The following is a 17,428-nucleotide window of genomic DNA, read 5'->3' as shown; positions in this document are numbered from 1 at the left end:
GTCGACTGGCTTCGTCGCCACCATGACCTTGACCGCACCCGTTGGCCCGATCACGTCGTTGCCTTCAGCGCGCGGATTACAGCAGCCACCGTCTTGGTATCGGCGCCACGACCAACGCGCATGGCGACACCGTCGATCTCAAGCTCGATCACGCCGGCGTCGCGGACCGTCTTCTGCTTCCGTGATCGTCCTGGGCGCTGCGCCACCGGTTCCGGCAAGGACGCCGCAACCACCGCAGGAACGAACAGAGATTCTGATGCCGTCGCATCTGCCGAGGGCTGACGCGCAGCTCGGCGCCAGGCAAACAGTTGCTGCGGGGAAAGCGCATATCGGCGAGCTACAGCACAAACCGTCTCACCAGCCTCGTAGCTCTCCGCAACGATCCGCGCCTTCTCCTCTGGAGGCCACTCGCGTCGCCGGCCGGAGCCCGTGAACACCTCGAACCGGCGCACCGGCTCCAAATCGTTCGATTTAAGCGTAAGCTCTGAAATCGTCATATGTCGAAGCCCTCAAAGGCTCCGAACATCGTCCTTCACGCCGATCCCCGAAAGGTGCGGTCGGAACATCGCTTACGCTGATGTGGACCTCGATCGCGTTGCTCTCCACCTCGGCGTCGAAGTCGTAGAGCTTTTCCTCGAGCTGGGCTTTGGAGAGCAGTTGGCCAGGCCGCGTCAGGAAGGCCTCCAGCAGTGCCCATTCGCGGACAGTCAGCTGAACGGCCTTGCCGTCCCGACGCACGCTCCGGCGGGCAATGTCTATGTGGGAGCGAACGAAGACGGATGATGGGGTTTGGATTGCCCGAATATCGGCGCGCGACCGAGCCGATGCGCGCCGACAGCTCGTCGAGATCGAACGGCTTGACCATGTAGTCGTCGGCCCCCGCGGTCAGCCCGTCGTCTGACACCTGGTCGAGCGCTGTCAGGATGATGATTGGGGTGACATCCCCGGCCGCCCTCAGGGCGCGAAGGAACACGATCCCCCTTCCATCGGGAAGCAAAAGAGGGCTTTGCATTGTTCATGATGTCGCTCTTCGGGGTCGACCCACGGATTTTTGTCCAGAACATTCCCGATAAATCCGCTATCGTCGATGAGGCTTACCTGGGGAGGGGCGTTTCGGGTTAAGGCTCTTAGGCTGTGCGGGGCACTGCTGAATGCGGTGGCGATCTTTAGTGCTGCTGCCCAAGAGCAGCTTCCGCAAACGCCGTGCTAATCGTTCGAAAATCGAAGGATGCGCCAATCGCTGTTCCCGCGTAACAGAGCTCGACAAGTCTTCATATTTAAACTTCTCGCCAGAACAAAAGTGGCAATAGTTTTACTTGGTGCGCAGACGTTGACGACACCACTTGGCACACGTTTCCATGTCCCACAATACGCTCTTTGATGACGGTTGCGAGTCCGATGATTAAGGGACTTGCTCATAACCCAAACGGGTCAGGCGTGGTCGTTGCTGAGCGGCTAATATCTTGCGTCACGAGATTTCGGACTCATCGCCAAGATGAACCAAATCCAAGGAGGAGGTAGGATGGGTTCGATCGTGGGTAGCAGGTTTCCTGGTAACACCGCCCCGGCAGTCAAAGCAGGGGGGCGGAACAGGGCAGTGGTACGACATTATGATGAGATTGTGGCAGGAGCGCTTGGGCGACGGAGAGCAAGAGGACCGACATGAAATGGCGGCTTTTCAATTGGGCTATAGCTTTGAACTGTGTGTTGAGTCCGGCATTCTTGCCATCCGCGACGTTAGCCCAACAGAGCGGAACTCAGCATGCGACCAGCGTTGCGACGCTTGGATCAATTCCTTGGCAAAATCCACGCAGTGCTTGGGGCCGGCGTTTGACTTTAACTGTGTCTGACAGCCGGTGGTATCCCCCCGGTTGCCGAAACAAGAGAAGTTTTGCGGCCTGCGCGTATGAACATAAGGGCTGCGATCTCACTGGACAGGCGTGCGCAGCAATATGCTCTGGCTTGTGCGACGACCCTTAAACGCATCAGAAACATGCCATGAGCAATCCGTGAGTGAATTTGGCACATCTAAATAAACATCAGCTGCTGGGAGTAGATGCAATGAGCGAACAACAATTGCAGGCTGGACACTGGTCCGTCAAGTTTCTCTACGATATAGGAAGATGTCCAAATTGCATGCGTCAGTCATTCCTCGCATCCTGCATTGGTTGGTTAGCCGTTGGGATTACCTATGGATCGGGGTTCGTTACAAGTGCTGGCCCGATCTTGCACTGTTCCGTCGCGCTTGCGTTGCTCTTGTCAGGTCTTTGGCTGCTGCACCTAGTTGTATATGCCATTCGCTACTCCCTGCGGCAAACGAAGTTGCAGTCCCCTTCAGTGAACGCTGGCGAGTATTCCCCTCTTCGGAGGTCTTTCATCGCAAATTTCTCGACTGCCTTCGCGAGCCTGGCGATTATGACCACTTTGCCGAGGATAAAGGAGTTGGAGACGCCCAAAAAGGGTAGGGGTACGCAACTGGCGATGAATTGCTACGATGGCCAATGCGGCCAAGGCACTTTCTGTTGCCAATGGGGGGACAGCTCATGGTGCTGCCAGGACGGCACATCGTGTGACAGTAGTAACCACGCATGTTTTTAATTCGTGCGGAACGGAAGGTGGACGGGGAATGCGGTCATGATTTCATACCGCAGCTCTGGTGAACCTGGGAGGACAAGATGCGAAGCTTTCTTTTTGGCCGTCTTGGCAATTGCCACATTTGCATCAGGCAGGCGTTTTTAGCTGCCGCAGCCCTTTGGGCGTTTGTATTAATTGCGATATCGTTAGGACAGACAAGCGCGGCAATCTACTTGGCGGCGGCATCATTTATGCTGACTTTCCTGTGGGCCGGACATATGATCGCATTTCTGTTTCGCATTCGGCTCCCGCGCAATGAACAGTTCGACGTTAGTCGACGCTCTAGTTTTGTGTTGATGGGGAGAGGTTTGTCCGCAGCGGCAATTATTTCCTTTTTCCCACACCAGGCCCGAGCCCAATCGTATGGGGGATGTGGCAACGACGACTGCGACCCATGTTTCCGACCATTTTGGGGATCAGATGGAGGCGGTCGAGTTTGTTGGCGTTGCCATAGCTGTGGCAACGACTGTGGCGGGCAGACCTGCTAGTCCCTATGATTGCTGGGCCTGGGGTGAAGCCGGCTGGCCGGCGCAGAGCCTCATGCATAGGAGACGGGCCACATGGAACATATCAGATTTGTCGGTTTGGATATTCACAAGCAACGGATTTCGGTCGCGGTGGCGGAGAGCGGACGCTCCGGCACGGTGGAATATCTCAGCGAGATTACCAGCGAGCCTGATGCCATCAGCAAGCTGTGCGACCGTCTCGGGCGTTCCGGCAAGCAATTTGACGAGGGTTTGCATCGAAGTGGCCGATGAGCCTGTCAAGTTCATCCTGGGTCGTTGAGGCGTGCCCGTGACTTCCGCGCGCAAGGCCGGACGCGCCGCAACTGCCTCATCGCTTGGGCGCACCGTGGTGAGGGCACGCAATACGACTGGTAGCTCCTCCTGGATGTCCGGCGGGAGAGCGTCTACGACTTCGTCAGCGCGGCGCGCGATCGCCCCTTCCAAGCCGCCAAGTGCCTGATACGCAGCAAAGGTGAGGATCCGGCGCTCTCGCCCCGCATCGTACAGAGCGTCGAGCACAAATTCGAGAAGGGCAAAGATCTAGGATCAGCAGCTGCTGCCTCCTGCAGGACATCATCCAGCCGGCCCCGTTCGGCTGTCTCCTCGTAGCGCAGCCTGGCGGTGCGTGCCGGCTCGCGGATGATCTGGGCGATCTCAGCGCCGGTCGGCGGCAGGAGTTCATAGCTGCCGAGGCCATCCTTGAGTGCCCAGAAACCGGGGACCTCGCCGCAACGATGAAAGAAATCCGATCGGATCGTCGCGATCACCCAGACCAGTCCGCTGCTGGCGAGTGCCGCGAGGAGCCGTACTAGCACTTCGCGCGATGCCGGCTCCGTCGTGAACAGCTCCTCCATCTGATCGATCGCCACTACCAATCGCACTTGTGAGGAGGCTGAACCTGCGACGGCCGCCGCTTTGGCGTGAGCCTGGCGGACGAGCGCCAGAGCTCGATCAGGCGAACTCCAACAGAGTTGAGCCAGCGCTGCCGGTTCGCAAGCCAGCTCCGGCAGGGCGCCTTCGCGAAGCAGCCCAGCGGCCAGCGAGGCGACCGCATCAGGGGCGTCGGAAGGGCGGATTAGGCAGCGGCGCCAAACCTTGATGCCAGCCGCTGCACCGGTTCGAGTGATGGAAGGCAGCAGCCCTGCTCGAAGGAGAGAAGACTTGCCGGAACCGCTCATACCATAGATGAGCAGGAATGCCTTGCCGTTGGCGGCCTGCTGCTCCAGGCGTTCGATGCAGGCAGCAGTCGCCCGAGCTCGGCCAAAGAAGAGGTCGGCGTTTTCGAACTCGAAGGGGTTGGGACCTCGAAAAGGCGACGTGACTTGCTCCTCTGAAGCGAGAGGCACGCGGTACGCGTGCACAGGCCGGGCGATGTTCTTCATCCTTTGTTCGCCAAGATCGACGAATTCGAGCGAGAGCCGATCGCGGGCCTGCGTGTACACCGCTTCCGAAATGCATATTCCACCTGGAGGTGACAGCGCCTCCAGACGGGCGGCGACGTTCACACCGTCGCCCATGAGATTGTCGCCCTCTACGACAACATCGCCGAGATTGATGCCGATGCGAAAGCGCAGGCGGCTCGACTCGGGCAGCTCAGCATTTTGTCTGCCGACTTGGAACTGGATTTCAGTGGCGCATCGAAGCGCCTCGACGGGGCTTGCGAACTCGGCGATGACGCTGTCCCCAGCGCTCCCGAACACCCGTCCCTGATGTTCCTCTATCAGTCGGTCAATGATCTGACGATGCGTCCGCAGGGTGGCAAGTGTCCCTTCCTCGTCTCTGCCAATCAGCCGGCTGTAGCCAACTGCGTCGGCAGCAAGGATGGTAGCCATTCTACGGTGAACGCGATCCAGGTCATACCTCCCGCCATCTCGGAGCATCCTAACGGAAATGGCGCCCTGTGGGGAGAGGCACCGAATTGGCCTCAAGGGAGCTCTGGCTTACCAACTTCCTTGCCGCATTTGCCGCAGCGCCGCTGACGCATGTGGTCGACTAGCACTCGTCCGTCCCATAGGCGCTCGACTTCGAGCCGGCTGCGTCCGTTTCTGGTGTGCAAAGTGTGGCCGCAATAGCCGCGTTCGGTCAGTCCGCGTGCAGTTCAGATCCTGCTCGGCCACACCAAGATCGAGAATACAGTGCGGTATCTCGGTGTAGATGTAGAAGATGCCTTAGAGCTAGCCGAGGCGACCGAGGTATGACCAAAAGCGGCTCCCACGATCCCGGTGGGGCCGCGAACTGAAATGCGCCTCATGTCGGTCGTTGAGCAGACCATAGCCCTAATCTCAAAAGCGGCCTTCGAGCGAACAGGCGAGATGACACGTTTGCGCCTCAATTCGAGCCGTTCACGGGCTCTTGTCGAAGACCCCGGAAGCCGCCACCTTCATAAGTTAGTTCCGAGTGACTGTGCCATTGCCTCAAAGGGGACGCTAGACTAAGACTAGCGCCAATCGACCTGATTTTTGCGACAGGCTGAAAGTCTCATTCCACCCTCCTGCGACCGTACGGGAACGGGGAAAATCGACCCCTTGCGGAAGTTCGCTACCCTCGGCCGAACTCACACCCATGGACCATGACCGGACCTTCCGGACGCCAATTAGCATCTCGGAAGCGTACGTTCAGGCGAACCAGCGTCAAATGACCCAACTCAGACGTTCGTATCGCTCACGCCAAATGGCTGCTCACTACTCCAAAACGGGCCTCGCCGATCCGCAATCTCGCGCGCCGTTGGAATTCTGCCAGCGCCACAGTAGCGTTCTCTTGGTCCGACTGAAGCAGCTAAGAAAGCTGCTATCCGTCGACCCCCTGCGGTGGCAAGGCCGCGGACGACATGAACACTGGCAATAGAACTTTCGGAAACAAGAAGCCACAAATGGCAGAGGCACAACTCCGACCATCGCGATGAAGGTCGCGGCGCTTCAGATAATCGACGAAGATCAGTACGTGCCCAGCGTCTTCTACGGGGCGGGTTCGTACAGGCTGGCGAAGGAACAGATCGGCACGCGTTGCGTAGGAACGGCAATCCGCACATTGGCCGATCCCGAGGTCCAAACGACGTCAAAAAGGCCGTCGCCTTGCAGGACGCCGTCAAGGTCGACCAACCAGGAGGACCAGGGAAGTTCGAAGTTCCGAACTAGGACTAGGCCAGCCAGAAGAAGGTGCGCGACGCTCTCCTGATCTGGCCGAGACACTGCCTCACACGAAGGGCGCGTTCGGTGCAAGGGGCGAAGTCAGTGCGGCGCCTCATTTCCGCGGCATCGGCCATTCCAGTGGATTAGGCGGCCGGTGCCTTCCGACACGCCTTCGCCTCGCTTGGACGAATGAAATGGACAGAAAGTGCAAGATAGGATTAGCTACTTGCTGCCGTCTCTCTATCGAGGGGACGCATGCGATGGAGCACAGCATGGCGACAGGTTGGCGCCAGGGATTTGGAGCCCTCTTGCTCTTGGGGCTCACTGAAATGCCAATCCCGGTGCATGCTGTCGGCGGCCAGTTCGGGCTTGAGTTCGCAATTGACGCCCCTTGGCGGCTTGAGCCGGTGGAGGCCGGCGATGGCGGGCTCACTTACACTGCTATCCCGATCTCCGTGACTTTTCACGACGCGATTTACGACGACAACCGAGGCGACACGGAAGCATTATTCCTCGAAAGGATCCATGCGGGAACTCTCCAGGAGATCGAGGTTATCGAAAGGGTCCGAGAGGGCCCGGACAATCCATCGACGATCTACCAACCCGGCGATCTGCGCGAGATCGAACGCCAAGGGTGGATCTCGACGCCTGACGCTGAACCGGAGCATAAACTTTGCAGTCCTTTGATGGGCCGAGATTGTACCGCTGAACTTTTGCAAATTTCACAGTCACACGCTTGGCATGCGAGCTTGTGGTACACCCCCAAAACGCCCGTCTTCCCCGGCCGAGATATTCATCTCCAAGTGAATGTACGAACTAAGTACGGTGGCGACAGCCGCGAGTTTACCAATTACCTCGTTGTGCATGCTGGAGAGGCTCCGCTGCCCCGGTTTCCGGGGTGGATTTATGGCGACCTGCATTACCACGCGCAAATGACGGATAACGAAGGTGAATCGGGTTATTCGTACCGCAACGTCGTTCGGGCCCTGGGCGCAATGGGCATGGATTTTGTATTCGCGACGGATCATGCCTCAGGGGGAAAGCAGGTCGACGGAGCGATCGGCGTATCTCGATGCTGGACCGTAGAAGGCGAGCAATGTTTTCAACGTCCGAATGGCAGACCGGTTGGCAGAACTTGCCCCCGTGCAGAGGTAGCTAGGCCGGCGGATGCCCGCCGCGAAGACGACAGTGGTTGCAAGCGGTTCATCGGATTTGAAGCTCGGGATCTGAACCCCTCGCGCTTTGCTGCTGCGAGGAACATTTTGTATGGGCCAAAGGGCGCAAACTACGACATTGACGAGGATGTCAGGCTTGGCAACGTTCCCGGCTTCACTGGGCGGCGCGTTGTTCCACAGGTCTATCTCGGAGAAGAGCTAGACGCTTGGCCAGAGATGTCCGCGACGGAGCAGCGCAACGGTGCGATCCGCTTCGGCGATGGTCTCGCGTATCTTTGGCCAGATAACGACAGATGTATAGCCGCGGATGGCCTGTCTGCTTGCCGTGCGCGCTATTCCAAACCCTATGGGGCGAATGGCTCCGACAGTTATCTCGTGCTTGACGAGCAAGGGGTGCCTGTCGCGGACTTTATAGGCGACAAACTCGGCAGCGAAGTCGCGAGTGATATTTTAGAGCGCTTTAGGGTTCCTAATCCTACCCCGCAACCTTCTCGCCAGCACATGATTTACTTTCCTCGAAAGGCTGACGATGCAAGTGGTTTCATTCCGAGCAATACTACAAGATTTGGTGGTGCTTCGCGTAGGCTCGAGGATTTAATCGAGGAAATTGAGAAAAAAGGCGCTGCATTCCTGGCTCATCCACTCGTCGGGCTGGCGCCTGACAGCGTAATTGGCCCTGATATTGTACCCTACTCCACCCAGGCGCTTAACCGAGCATGGAGCTCTCCCGCAATCTTGGGCCTTCAGTTTTGGAATGAGGACACACGCCTGCAGTCCCGTAAGGACGAGAGATATCGCATAGTGGTGAGCGCTCTTGATAATAAGTACAAGTACCACTTACCTTGGCACGATGGCTCCGCACTTGGCCATTTCCCTTGGCTTTGGCAGCGCCGCGAGGAGCCGCAGTATCCGCGAAGACTTTTTTCTAACTTGTACCACGGTGCTTACGTTTGGGACTTGTTCCTTCGTAAGGGACTGAACGCAAACCAGACCAGCAATCTTGACTGGCTTCCAAGAGCGGAGCCACGGAAGTGGTTCATGGCTGGGGGATCAGACGCACATGGCGACCTCAACTTCCGTCGAGAGGGACGCCCGTGCAAGGAGCAGTGGTGCGACACGCCGGTAGTGGATACGGCCATCGGAAAACCAAGGAACCTCGTGCTGGTAAATCGTACAGAGGCACCACTTGTGTTTGCGCCCGTCTCTGGCGATCGGGAGACCGCGCGATACCGCAATACGGAGGTGATAGACGCGCTGGCGGCAGGCAGGTTCTCGGTGACCGATGGGCCTGCGCTCCGGATCGCTATTGACAGGAACCGCAACGGCCGGATTGACCTAACGGACTTCCAGATGGGCGAAACGTTCAACCTTTTTCCTGGCGAGCATGTACCGGTTCTTATCGAATGGCAGTCGACGCCTGAGTTCGGTCCAATCAGCAAAGTTGACCTGTACGTCGGTAATGCCCAGCGTACATTTGCCTACCAGCGGAGGGCAAATGAGGGCTCTTCACGATTCAGTCATGGCCCACGTAACCAGTTTGACGATCCGGGCGGTTCGCCAAGCGCCTACGATCCCGATCCAGCCGACGTTCTCCAAGTTGACCTCCAGCGCGAAGCCAATAACATTAGGCTCCATGGACAAGCAAGGATCTTCCTAAGTCCCAAAACATTTGAGCTTGCCACCCAGCATGAAAGCCTTTTCTACGTGCGCGCATTCGCCCAGGCGGACGGTCAGATGAGTTGCCAGAGCGAGCTTGAACCTGGTAGCTGCGGAACGCGCCTCGCCTACACAAACCCAATTTGGGGAAGATACATCGGGGCTTGTGGAACCAACCCAGATCCATTGGCTATCGATGCGGATGGGTCCGGCTTCGCGGATATCTGTGAGCGCGACCTCACCCCCTGTCCTTTAGATGAGGTGGCTCCGCCGCCGGAGGGTGCGGTCATTGTGCCAGGCGACGAAGGCGGTCGAAGGGTTCCTGAATTTACCCCTGATAGGACGCCGCGGACTCCTGCGGAGGTATTGCGAAATCCTGAACGGCCCGGATCTCCAGCTAACAAGCCCGCGCCGCGCGAATCCTGCAAGTTTACGGTCCCCCTATGAGGGGGTGTCCCCAACATCCAAGATAGCGTGCGCTGCGCAGCGCCAAAGCGCTGGACCAGCGTGGTGTTCGGCTATGTATGGACTGGCTATTGACGTGTTCGTGACCTTTCCCCGCGATCAGGGCCGCTCGAACTGGAATCCTCCGATTGGAACTGGGCGCGGCCGCGCCATTCCGGGAACCGGAAGTCATGACCCAACCGCGACGTCCTTTGTTTCCAAAGAGGGTCCGCAACGGGTCAGTTCACGTCGATGCACGCGGGGCGCTTGAAGGTCCGCTTCTGACCTTCCGAGCCTCGAAGCCGCAAGTCCGCTTTCGGCCAGTTCGCCCGGAACGACGACAATCTAGTAGTCGGGAAAAGTCGTCAGTTCAGTCGAATCCTCTGTGTCTCACATGGGCCGAGGTTGTCGAGGTTTACCAACCTTGCACTCGAGCGCAGCCCTGTCCCAATCACCGAGTTCAGCAGCCGCGCGATACGTGCTTTCCAAAAAGGTCATGAGCATGTCTTCTGGATTGTTGGCAAGCCTGACCGCATCATAGGGCAGCAGAAATTCTCCGAGTTTTTCATCGTAATATGCGGCTTCAGGAGAAATTCTTGCAGCTGCAAAACCGGTCGGCATCGGGTATGCATAGGAATAGAACGCGGGAAAGTCGATTGCACCCCCACCTGGCCAGAAGCCAGCTGACGAGACTTCGTGGCTGTAGGCCTCGCGGGTGATTTCGTCAGGCAGGGCCGGAATACCACCTGGATGTGAGGGCGCGTGTCGACCGGAGAAGCGTGTCACGGCAATGTCAAAACTTCCCCAGAAGAGATGCACCGGGCTCACCTTGCCGAGATACGCCGTACGGAAGATCTGGAGCACGTTCGTCACTGCCACACATGCCCTGAAGAACCGTGTCACAGCATTGGCGTCGTAGGGGCGTTCCATCCTGTCTTCGGCGAACGGAATAGCCTGCGGAATCTCGTTCGGCCTGCCATGGAACTCCGGTGTCCCACCGAGAGTACGAATGAGATCCAACGCGCGCCCATGAAAGAAGGCGACCGACATCGGCTCAAGCGGGAACCGGGCAATGCGTCCATCGGTTGCTCGTCCGACCACCTCATGGTTGATCAGATCGAGGCTCAATTCGATCCCGCCTGGTCCATCTGGCACTAGGCCGGTCGTGAGACCGCGAGCGTCGATGTAAAGGGTCGCATGCCAGGAATGGTTCACCCACGGTGAGCGGGCGAGCCGATATTTCCCTATGATCTGAATATAAAGATGCAGCGCGGAACACGTACTGCGCCAAGGACCGTACGGTATAGCCGGCCATCTTTCCTGGATGCGTTCATTCATTGGGCCAACCTAACTCGATGGAGCTTGAATAGAATCGCACTACCGCCCGTATTCATATCACCGGCAAGGAGCCAGTCGGCGACTGATATTGGGTCGTTTGCCGAATGTCCGCTTCAGCCAAATGTGTTTCGAAAACGGACCGGCAGATTCCGGCCCGAAACGGTCATTCCGGATGCCAATTTGCGAGAATCAGTCCGCGTGTGCAGGGTGGCGCAAGAAGGACGGTTCAGTCGAAGAAGCCTGCATCCTCTTCCCCGAGATACTTCCTGGCTGCTTCGGCGTCGATATCGAGGCCCAGCCCCGGGGCTTCTAGCAGGTCCACCATGCTGTCCTTCACGATCTGCGACGGCAGGCCGATTACGAGATCCTCCCACCAGGGGTCGGAGGCGCTCGGGTATTCGAACGCGATGTAGTTGGCGGGCAGGGTGGCGCAGACATTGATCAGCGCGCCGAGGCCGAGAAGGCCGTTCGCGGTGCCGTGCGGTGCCATCAGGATCGAGTGCATATAGGCGTGCTCGGCGACCCATTTGAGCTCGGCAATGCCGCCAATATCGGCCGGATCGGGGCCGATGACGCGCACCGCCTGCGTTTCGATCAGCTCCTTGAAATTGTGCCGCAGGTAGATCTGCTCGCCGGTATGAATTGGTGTCGAGGTGGAGGTGGTCAGCTCCCGATAGGCCTGCGGATTGACCCACGGCACATAGTCGCCGGTCAGCATATCCTCGAGCCACATCAAATTGTACTTCTCGACCGCGCGAGCGAACTTGATCGCATCGGGCAGCATCCAGCCCGGGCCGCAGTCGAGCGCCAGGCTGACCTTGTCGCCCAGCACTTCCTTCATCGCGATCACGCAGTCGAGCATGTGGTTGAAACCGCGCTCGCTGATCACGCCCTGATCCATAGCACCGTGATAGCCGGCCTTCTTCTGCGTCACACCGTAATGGAAGCCCTCGATGCTGTCCTTCATGTTGGAATGGAACGAGATGCCTTGCTTGATCATAAAGAAGTTCTGCGGCTGCTCCATCATCCATTTCACGTCAGCGGCGTAATCCTCCGGCCGGTCCCCCATTCGCTTCTGGCGGATCGAGCCGTTATAGACGCGTACCTTGTCGCGCACCTTGCCGCCGAGCAGTTTGTAGGCCGGCACGCCTGCGGCCTTGCCGGCAATGTCCCACAGCGCATGCTCGATAGCGCTTACCACCGCGCCATAGGGCTTGAAAGAGCCGCGTTGGCGGATCTTCAGCATCACCCGCTCGACGTCGGTCGGGTCCTCGCCGATCAGCGCCTCGCGGAAATGCAGCACCCAGGGCTTGAGATAGGTCTTGGTGAATTCGACTTCGCCAAGGCCATAGAGGCCCTCGTCGGTAACGATGCGGACGATGGGATGTTTGCCGATGACGGCGCAGCGGAGGTCGGTGATCTTCATCTTCGGTTCTTTTCGCCTCAGCTCCAGGTGCGGTCCCAGGAATACTCGTCGTCCCAGTGATCCGTGGGCTGCCAGATGCCGGTGACACCCGGCTGCAGATGCAGCGAGATCACCTCGTCGACGACGTCGTCAATCCCCAGGCCAGGTTTGTCCGGAACAGTGATAAAGCCGTCCTTCACGAGCGGCTTGGAAATGCCGGCGACGATATCGTCCCACCAGTCGACGTCGGCAGAGTGGTATTCGAGCGCCATGAAGTTTTCGGTCGCGGTCGCGACATGTGCCGCGGCCATTGCGGCGATAGGACTTTCGGCCATATGGATGGCCATGGCGACGCCGTGATCCTGTGCCATGTCGCCGATCTTCTTGGTCTCCAGAATGCCCCCGCTGGTGAGCAGGTCTGGGTGGATAACGGAGAGGCCGCCGCTCTTGAGCAGAGGCTCGAAGCCCTCCTTAAGGTAGATGTCCTCGCCGGTGCAGATCGGCACCGTGGTGGCGGCCTGCAGTTGTCGGTACTGCTCGGTGTACTGCCATGGGATCACATCCTCGAGCCAGGCTGGCACGTATTTTTCAATCCGCCTCGCGAGGCGAATACCGTTCTGCAGTGAGATGTGGCCGACATGGTCGATGGCGAGCGGAACATCCATGCCGATAATTTCGCGAACCTCGGCAATGTACTGCTCAAGCAGGTCGAGGCCCTTGTCGGAAAAGTGGAGGCCAGTAAACGGGTGGGGGACATTATGCAAATCATACGCGGCATTGCGGGCGCGCCGCTCCTCCGTGGTCTTGACCGGGCCGCGGCCGGGGTGGACGCGGTACCCTTCAAGTGAGCCGGCAGGGGATACGACCGCACCGGGTACATCCGCGATCTGCATCAGCCCCAGATCCATCTTGAGGAAGGTGAAGCCAAGCGCCATGCGCTGCTTGAGGCGCTTGCCGGTCTCGGTGCCGCTCGGCACGGTCGCATCGGTATCGCAATAGAGGCGCACCTTCTCCCGAAACCGGCCGCCGAGCATCTGGTAGATGGGCACGCCATACGCCTTGCCGGCGAGATCCCACAACGCGATTTCGACCGCCGAGACGCCGCCGCCTTGCCGGCCGTACCCTCCGAACTGCTTGATCCGGCGAAACAGGCGGTCGATGTCGCAGGGGTTCTCGCCAAGCAGCCGGCTCTTCAGCATCAGCGCGTAGGTGGCGCTGGCGCCGTCGCGCACTTCGCCAAGTCCGACGATGCCCTGATTGGTGTAAATCTTGAGCAGGGTTGAGGTGAACGGCGCGCCGACGATTTCGGCTACCCGCATGTCGGTGATGCGAAGCTGAGATGGCTTGGAGTTCGCGTTCACCCGATTGAGCGCCTCGTCGGCGCCACCTGTCTTTGCCATGACTTATCCTCGTTTTCGGCTTGTCGCCCCGTACCCTGGGCATAGAGTGTTGCTAGCCCAGCTCAATCTCGTGGGCCTGCAGATAGTCGCGGTCCATCTCAATACCGAGACCAGGCTTCGACGTCAGCTTGAGGCTGCCGTTCGAAATGTCGAGCGGTCTGTCGATCAGGTGATCGTATTTGCCCAGGTTCCACTCCGACGTTTCGAGTTTGTAGAAGTTGGGGACAGTCATCATCACCTGCGCTCCCGCAACCACATTGATCGGTCCCGCGGCATCATGTGGCGAGACCGGGACGTAGTAGGCTTCGCAAAGGGCAGAAATCTTCTTGAGTTCGGTAATGCCGCCGGTCCAGGTGACGTCGGGCATGATGTAGTCGGCGAGCTTGTTCTCAAGTACCGGCACGAAATCCCACTTCGTGTGGCCGCGCTCGCCCCACGAGATGGCGGTATTGACCTTCTCACGCACCTGCTTGAGGGCGTTAAGGCTCTCGGGCGGGCAGGGCTCCTCAAACCAGTCGATCTGACCGGCTTCCTCGAGACTTCGACAGAGGCGAATGGCGGTGGGAACGTCGAAACGGCCATGCGCATCGATGAGAATGTCGACATCGGGCCCTGCCGTTTCACGGATCAGAGCCGTGAGTTCGGCGGCTTCGCGCTCGTCCTTGCGGGTCATGCTGCCATCGAGATAGCCGTCCCGCTGTTCGCGAGGCAGGCCATCGGCGCTGCGACCCTGGTGCGGGTACGGATCGAACTTGAGCGCAGTGTGTCCGGATTCGACGACGTCTAGAATTTCGCGGACCACGGCTTCCTTGCTGGTGAATTTGGCTTGGTTGGGATGGGTGTAGAGCGCGATTTCATCGCGTACCGGTCCGCCCAACAGCTCGTAAATCGGCTTGCCGAGGACTTTGCCCCGGATGTCCCAGAGGGCTATGTCGATGGCGCTCACGCATTCGACGGCGGCGCCGCGGCTTCCCATGTAGGTGAAGCTGCGGAAGATCTTGTGCCAGAGATGCTCGATACGCGCCGGATCCTCGCCTGTCACGGCGACGCCGATCTGCCGCAGGATCGTGCAGAGCGCGCGGTTGGCGAGCCTTGTGGTGGTGGTGATCTCTCCCCAGCCACTCACTCCCTCGTCGGTCGTCACTTCGACGAACAGGAACTCTCCCCAATAAGAAGCATCGGACTTGATCAGCCACGGCCGAATGCTCGTGATTTTCATCTCAACAACCTTTGTCTGAGAATGGTCAGCCTAACGAGGTTCTGGACTGGACATTCTATCCGGCCCGGGCGGCGTTGCGCGCACGCATCTGTTCGAGAATATGCCGGCCCGAGCCCTCGACATGGCGGGAGACGAGTTCGGCCGCCTTGTCGGCCTCTCCCGCCTTTACGAGCGCGATGAGCTCGCGGTGCTCGCGCATGATCGCGGCACGTCGCGCCAGCGTGAAGTTGAAACGACGGCTCACGGCTCGCAGCACTTCGCGATGCTTCCACCAAAGCTCGGCGGCGTGGCGGTTATAGTGCCGCTGGTACATCACGGTGTGGAAAGCGGTATCAAGCTCACTGTGCCTGAATGTGTCGGCGAAGTTGTTCTCTTCAATCAGGCCTTGGAGACGTTCGAGTTCGGCGATGTCCTCGCCAGTAGCCATATTCACAAACCATCGTGTCAGGGCTGGCTCGATCAGAACACCGATCTCGTAGATATCCCGGACAAAATCCTGATCTATGGGTCGGACGCGCGCCCCGCGGTTGGCGACAAAGATGACAAAGCCTTCGCCGCGCAACAGCTGCAGGGCCTCGCGCACAGGATTGGTCGAGGTGCCGTGACGCCGGGCGAGATCGGTGACTACAAGCCGTTCGTTGGCGGCGAGCCGTCCCTCGATGATGTCTTCCCTGATCAATTCATAAAGCGAGGCGCCCTCGCTGGAGGCCCCGATGGGATCAGTGCCCACAGGTGGCATAGCTTTGAAATCGCTTATTTCGGCCAAGGCCGGCTCCCAATTTAATACATACCTTGCCCGATATCACACACGGCTTTCGCAAACAATGTACGATCCTGCGCGTTGACAGGCAATCCATGATCTGAAAACGTACCAAGGGATCGAGAGAATACATTGAGCATTCTCGCGATCGAAACGAGCAAGGACCGCTTTGCCTTGGCGCAGGGCGGCATGGGAGAACCAGGGAGGATACCTATGACGAGGATTACGCTCGGCAGTGCGATCCTGCGCGGCACTGTCGTCACTGTTTTGATGGCATCCCTGATGCCCACATCGGCGCTGGCTGCGCCACCGGTCGACCTCAGCAAGTGGTCGCCGGAATATGTGCGCTCAATCGCCGGCACACAGGATTTTGACACGGCGGCCGATTGCGCCAAGGTCACCCCGCTCGACTACAAGGGGCGGCTGACTTTCTGGTATCAGGGCGTGTTCGAGGGCGACCCCGACCTCCTGCGCCAGTACTATAAGGATTTCTTCGAGACCTTCCGCAAAACCTATCCGAACATCCAGCTCGAGGAACAAGCCCTCACCTATAACGACCTTCTCGACAAGTTCCGCACGGCGCTCCTGGGCAATGCCGCGCCGATGGCGGTCCGCCTGCAAATCCTGGGTGGTACCGAGTTCGCCTCAAAGGGCTATCTGGCGCCGCTCAAGCCAGAGGATGTGGGGTATTCGACCGAGGATTTCTGGCCCGGCGCCATGAAGGCCGTGACCTGGGAGGGCGTGACCTACGGCATTCCGACCAACAACGAGACGATGGCGTTCATCTGGAACGCCGACATCTTCAAGCGTGCGGGCCTCGATCCGGACAAGGCTCCGGCAACCTGGGAAGACGTCGTCAAATATTCCAAGCAGATCCACGACAAGCTCGGCATTGCCGGCTACGGCCTCGTGGCGCGCAAGAATGCCGGCAATACGCCGTACCGTTTCATGCCACAGCTGTGGGCCTATGGCGGCGGCGTCTTCGACGAAGCCACCGCGAATCCGACCTATGAGCAGGTCCAGCTCGATAGTCCCCAGAGCAAGGCGGCGCTGCAAGCCTCCTACGACATGTATGTTCGCGACAAGTCGGTTCCGGTTTCGGCGCTCACCAACCAGCAGGCCGATAACCAGCCCCTGTTCGTCGCCGGCCAGCTCGGCATGATGATCTCGCACCCGTCCGATTACAACGTCATGCTCGACCTGCAGAAAAAGGCGACGGGCACCGACAAGGACAAGGCGCAGACGGTCATCGACAACATGCGCTACGGCCTGATTCCAACTGGCCCCGATGGCAAGCGCGCCGTCGTGTTCGGCGGCTCGAACATTCACATCCTGAAGCCCGAATATGTCGAGGGCGGCAAGGTAGACGAGCCTGCTGCAAAGGCTATCATCTGCATGTGGACGAGCCCTGAATGGTCGCTGAAGATGGCCTACGCCGGATCAAACCCAGGCAACCTTAACGGCTTCAAGACCAAGTGGATGAAGGAACGTCTGGACAACATCAAGTTCCTCGATGTCACGACCTCGATGCTGCCATACGGCATTCCGTTCCCAGCGCTGCCGCAGGCCCCCGAGATCATGAACATTATCATCCCGGACATGCTGCAGAATGCCCTGACCGGAGCGATGACCGTCGACGAGGCAGCGGACGACGCGGCCAAGAAGGTAAAAGACGTGATGGGCGGACTCTAGTCCAAGCCTGACCTACGACCTGACCGGCTGCGCCGCTGGCGCAGCCGCCTCGTTCCGAAGAATAAGGGCAC

10 protein-coding genes and 3 pseudogenes are annotated in these 17,428 nt (G+C 59.0%); 5 read left to right on the top strand and 8 right to left on the bottom strand.

Translation table 11 applies throughout. From position 1 onward, the window contains the following. Positions 1 to 50: 50 nt before the first annotated feature. Positions 51 to 497, bottom strand: a complete 447-nt coding sequence (tnpA, locus tag NKH89_RS32945) for an IS66-like element accessory protein TnpA (RefSeq protein ID WP_352483896.1) — start codon at positions 495 to 497, stop codon at positions 51 to 53. Positions 498 to 573: 76 nt separating this feature from the next. After that, positions 574 to 1,000, bottom strand: a pseudogene (locus NKH89_RS32940) (response regulator transcription factor); the annotation flags it as partial. A 1,061-nt stretch (positions 1,001 to 2,061) separates the two neighbouring features. Between NKH89_RS32940 and NKH89_RS32935 the strand changes: the two are divergent. Continuing rightward, positions 2,062 to 2,598, top strand: a complete 537-nt coding sequence (locus tag NKH89_RS32935) for a DUF3624 family protein (protein ID WP_352483895.1) — start codon at positions 2,062 to 2,064, stop codon at positions 2,596 to 2,598. A 596-nt stretch (positions 2,599 to 3,194) separates the two neighbouring features. Then, positions 3,195 to 3,392, top strand: a complete 198-nt coding sequence (locus NKH89_RS32930) for a hypothetical protein (protein WP_352549524.1) — start codon at positions 3,195 to 3,197, stop codon at positions 3,390 to 3,392. A gap of 90 nt (positions 3,393 to 3,482) precedes the next feature. Here NKH89_RS32930 and NKH89_RS32925 read toward each other — a convergent pair. Further along, positions 3,483 to 4,972, bottom strand: a pseudogene (locus NKH89_RS32925) (adenylate/guanylate cyclase domain-containing protein); the annotation flags it as partial. A gap of 243 nt (positions 4,973 to 5,215) precedes the next feature. Here NKH89_RS32925 and NKH89_RS32920 point away from each other — a divergent pair. Both NKH89_RS32920 and NKH89_RS32915 read left to right on the top strand, forming a co-directional pair. Then, positions 5,216 to 5,338 (top strand): annotated as a pseudogene (locus NKH89_RS32920) (tyrosine-type recombinase/integrase); the annotation flags it as partial. A 1,202-nt stretch (positions 5,339 to 6,540) separates the two neighbouring features. Continuing rightward, positions 6,541 to 9,546, top strand: a complete 3,006-nt coding sequence (locus NKH89_RS32915) for a hypothetical protein (RefSeq protein WP_352483893.1) — start codon at positions 6,541 to 6,543, stop codon at positions 9,544 to 9,546. Between the two features lie 387 nt (positions 9,547 to 9,933). Here NKH89_RS32915 and NKH89_RS32910 read toward each other — a convergent pair whose 3' ends face one another. The 5 genes from NKH89_RS32910 to NKH89_RS32890 all read right to left on the bottom strand — a co-directional run bounded on the left by NKH89_RS32910 (position 9,934) and on the right by NKH89_RS32890 (position 15,671). Beyond that, positions 9,934 to 10,881 (bottom strand): DUF5996 family protein, encoded by a 948-nt coding sequence (locus tag NKH89_RS32910; RefSeq protein ID WP_352852533.1) that lies wholly within the window; start codon positions 10,879 to 10,881, stop codon positions 9,934 to 9,936. A 226-nt stretch (positions 10,882 to 11,107) separates the two neighbouring features. Further along, entirely contained in the window at positions 11,108 to 12,307 is a 1,200-nt protein-coding gene (locus NKH89_RS32905) for a mandelate racemase/muconate lactonizing enzyme family protein (RefSeq protein WP_352483892.1), read from the bottom strand. 17 nt (positions 12,308 to 12,324) lie between these two features. Beyond that, positions 12,325 to 13,686: a mandelate racemase/muconate lactonizing enzyme family protein gene (locus NKH89_RS32900; protein ID WP_352483891.1), complete on the bottom strand. Its 1,362-nt coding sequence runs from the start codon at positions 13,684 to 13,686 to the stop codon at positions 12,325 to 12,327. A 52-nt stretch (positions 13,687 to 13,738) separates the two neighbouring features. Further along, positions 13,739 to 14,905 carry a mandelate racemase/muconate lactonizing enzyme family protein gene (locus NKH89_RS32895; protein WP_352591035.1) on the bottom strand — a complete coding sequence of 389 codons (1,167 nt, stop codon included), beginning with the start codon at positions 14,903 to 14,905 and terminating at the stop codon, positions 13,739 to 13,741. Between the two features lie 55 nt (positions 14,906 to 14,960). Beyond that, on the bottom strand, positions 14,961 to 15,671 hold the full coding sequence (locus tag NKH89_RS32890) for a GntR family transcriptional regulator (protein ID WP_023721827.1): 711 nt from the start codon (positions 15,669 to 15,671) through the stop codon (positions 14,961 to 14,963). A 207-nt stretch (positions 15,672 to 15,878) separates the two neighbouring features. On the opposite strand from NKH89_RS32890, the gene NKH89_RS32885 reads away from it, so the two are divergent. Further along, on the top strand, positions 15,879 to 17,357 hold the full coding sequence (locus NKH89_RS32885) for an ABC transporter substrate-binding protein (protein WP_352591038.1): 1,479 nt from the start codon (positions 15,879 to 15,881) through the stop codon (positions 17,355 to 17,357). The last annotated feature ends 71 nt before the right edge of the window (positions 17,358 to 17,428 follow it).

This window comes from Mesorhizobium sp. M0923, from assembly GCF_040319365.1.
Taxonomy (GTDB): Bacteria; Pseudomonadota; Alphaproteobacteria; order Rhizobiales; family Rhizobiaceae; genus Mesorhizobium.
Note: the sequence above shows the minus strand (reverse complement) of the source record. Positions and strands in the feature narration are given on the sequence as shown.

What these genes read in the sequence shown, in the direction of transcription:
- tnpA (WP_352483896.1), bottom strand. Translation starts at nt 497, where the DNA reads ATGACGATTTCAGAGCTTACGCTTAAATCGAACGATTTGGAGCCGGTG.
- NKH89_RS32935 (WP_352483895.1), top strand. Translation starts at nt 2,062, where the DNA reads ATGAGCGAACAACAATTGCAGGCTGGACACTGGTCCGTCAAGTTTCTC.
- NKH89_RS32930 (WP_352549524.1), top strand. Translation starts at nt 3,195, where the DNA reads ATGGAACATATCAGATTTGTCGGTTTGGATATTCACAAGCAACGGATT.
- NKH89_RS32915 (WP_352483893.1), top strand. Translation starts at nt 6,541, where the DNA reads ATGGCGACAGGTTGGCGCCAGGGATTTGGAGCCCTCTTGCTCTTGGGG.
- NKH89_RS32910 (WP_352852533.1), bottom strand. Translation starts at nt 10,881, where the DNA reads ATGAATGAACGCATCCAGGAAAGATGGCCGGCTATACCGTACGGTCCT.
- NKH89_RS32905 (WP_352483892.1), bottom strand. Translation starts at nt 12,307, where the DNA reads ATGAAGATCACCGACCTCCGCTGCGCCGTCATCGGCAAACATCCCATC.
- NKH89_RS32900 (WP_352483891.1), bottom strand. Translation starts at nt 13,686, where the DNA reads ATGGCAAAGACAGGTGGCGCCGACGAGGCGCTCAATCGGGTGAACGCG.
- NKH89_RS32895 (WP_352591035.1), bottom strand. Translation starts at nt 14,905, where the DNA reads ATGAAAATCACGAGCATTCGGCCGTGGCTGATCAAGTCCGATGCTTCT.
- NKH89_RS32885 (WP_352591038.1), top strand. Translation starts at nt 15,879, where the DNA reads ATGACGAGGATTACGCTCGGCAGTGCGATCCTGCGCGGCACTGTCGTC.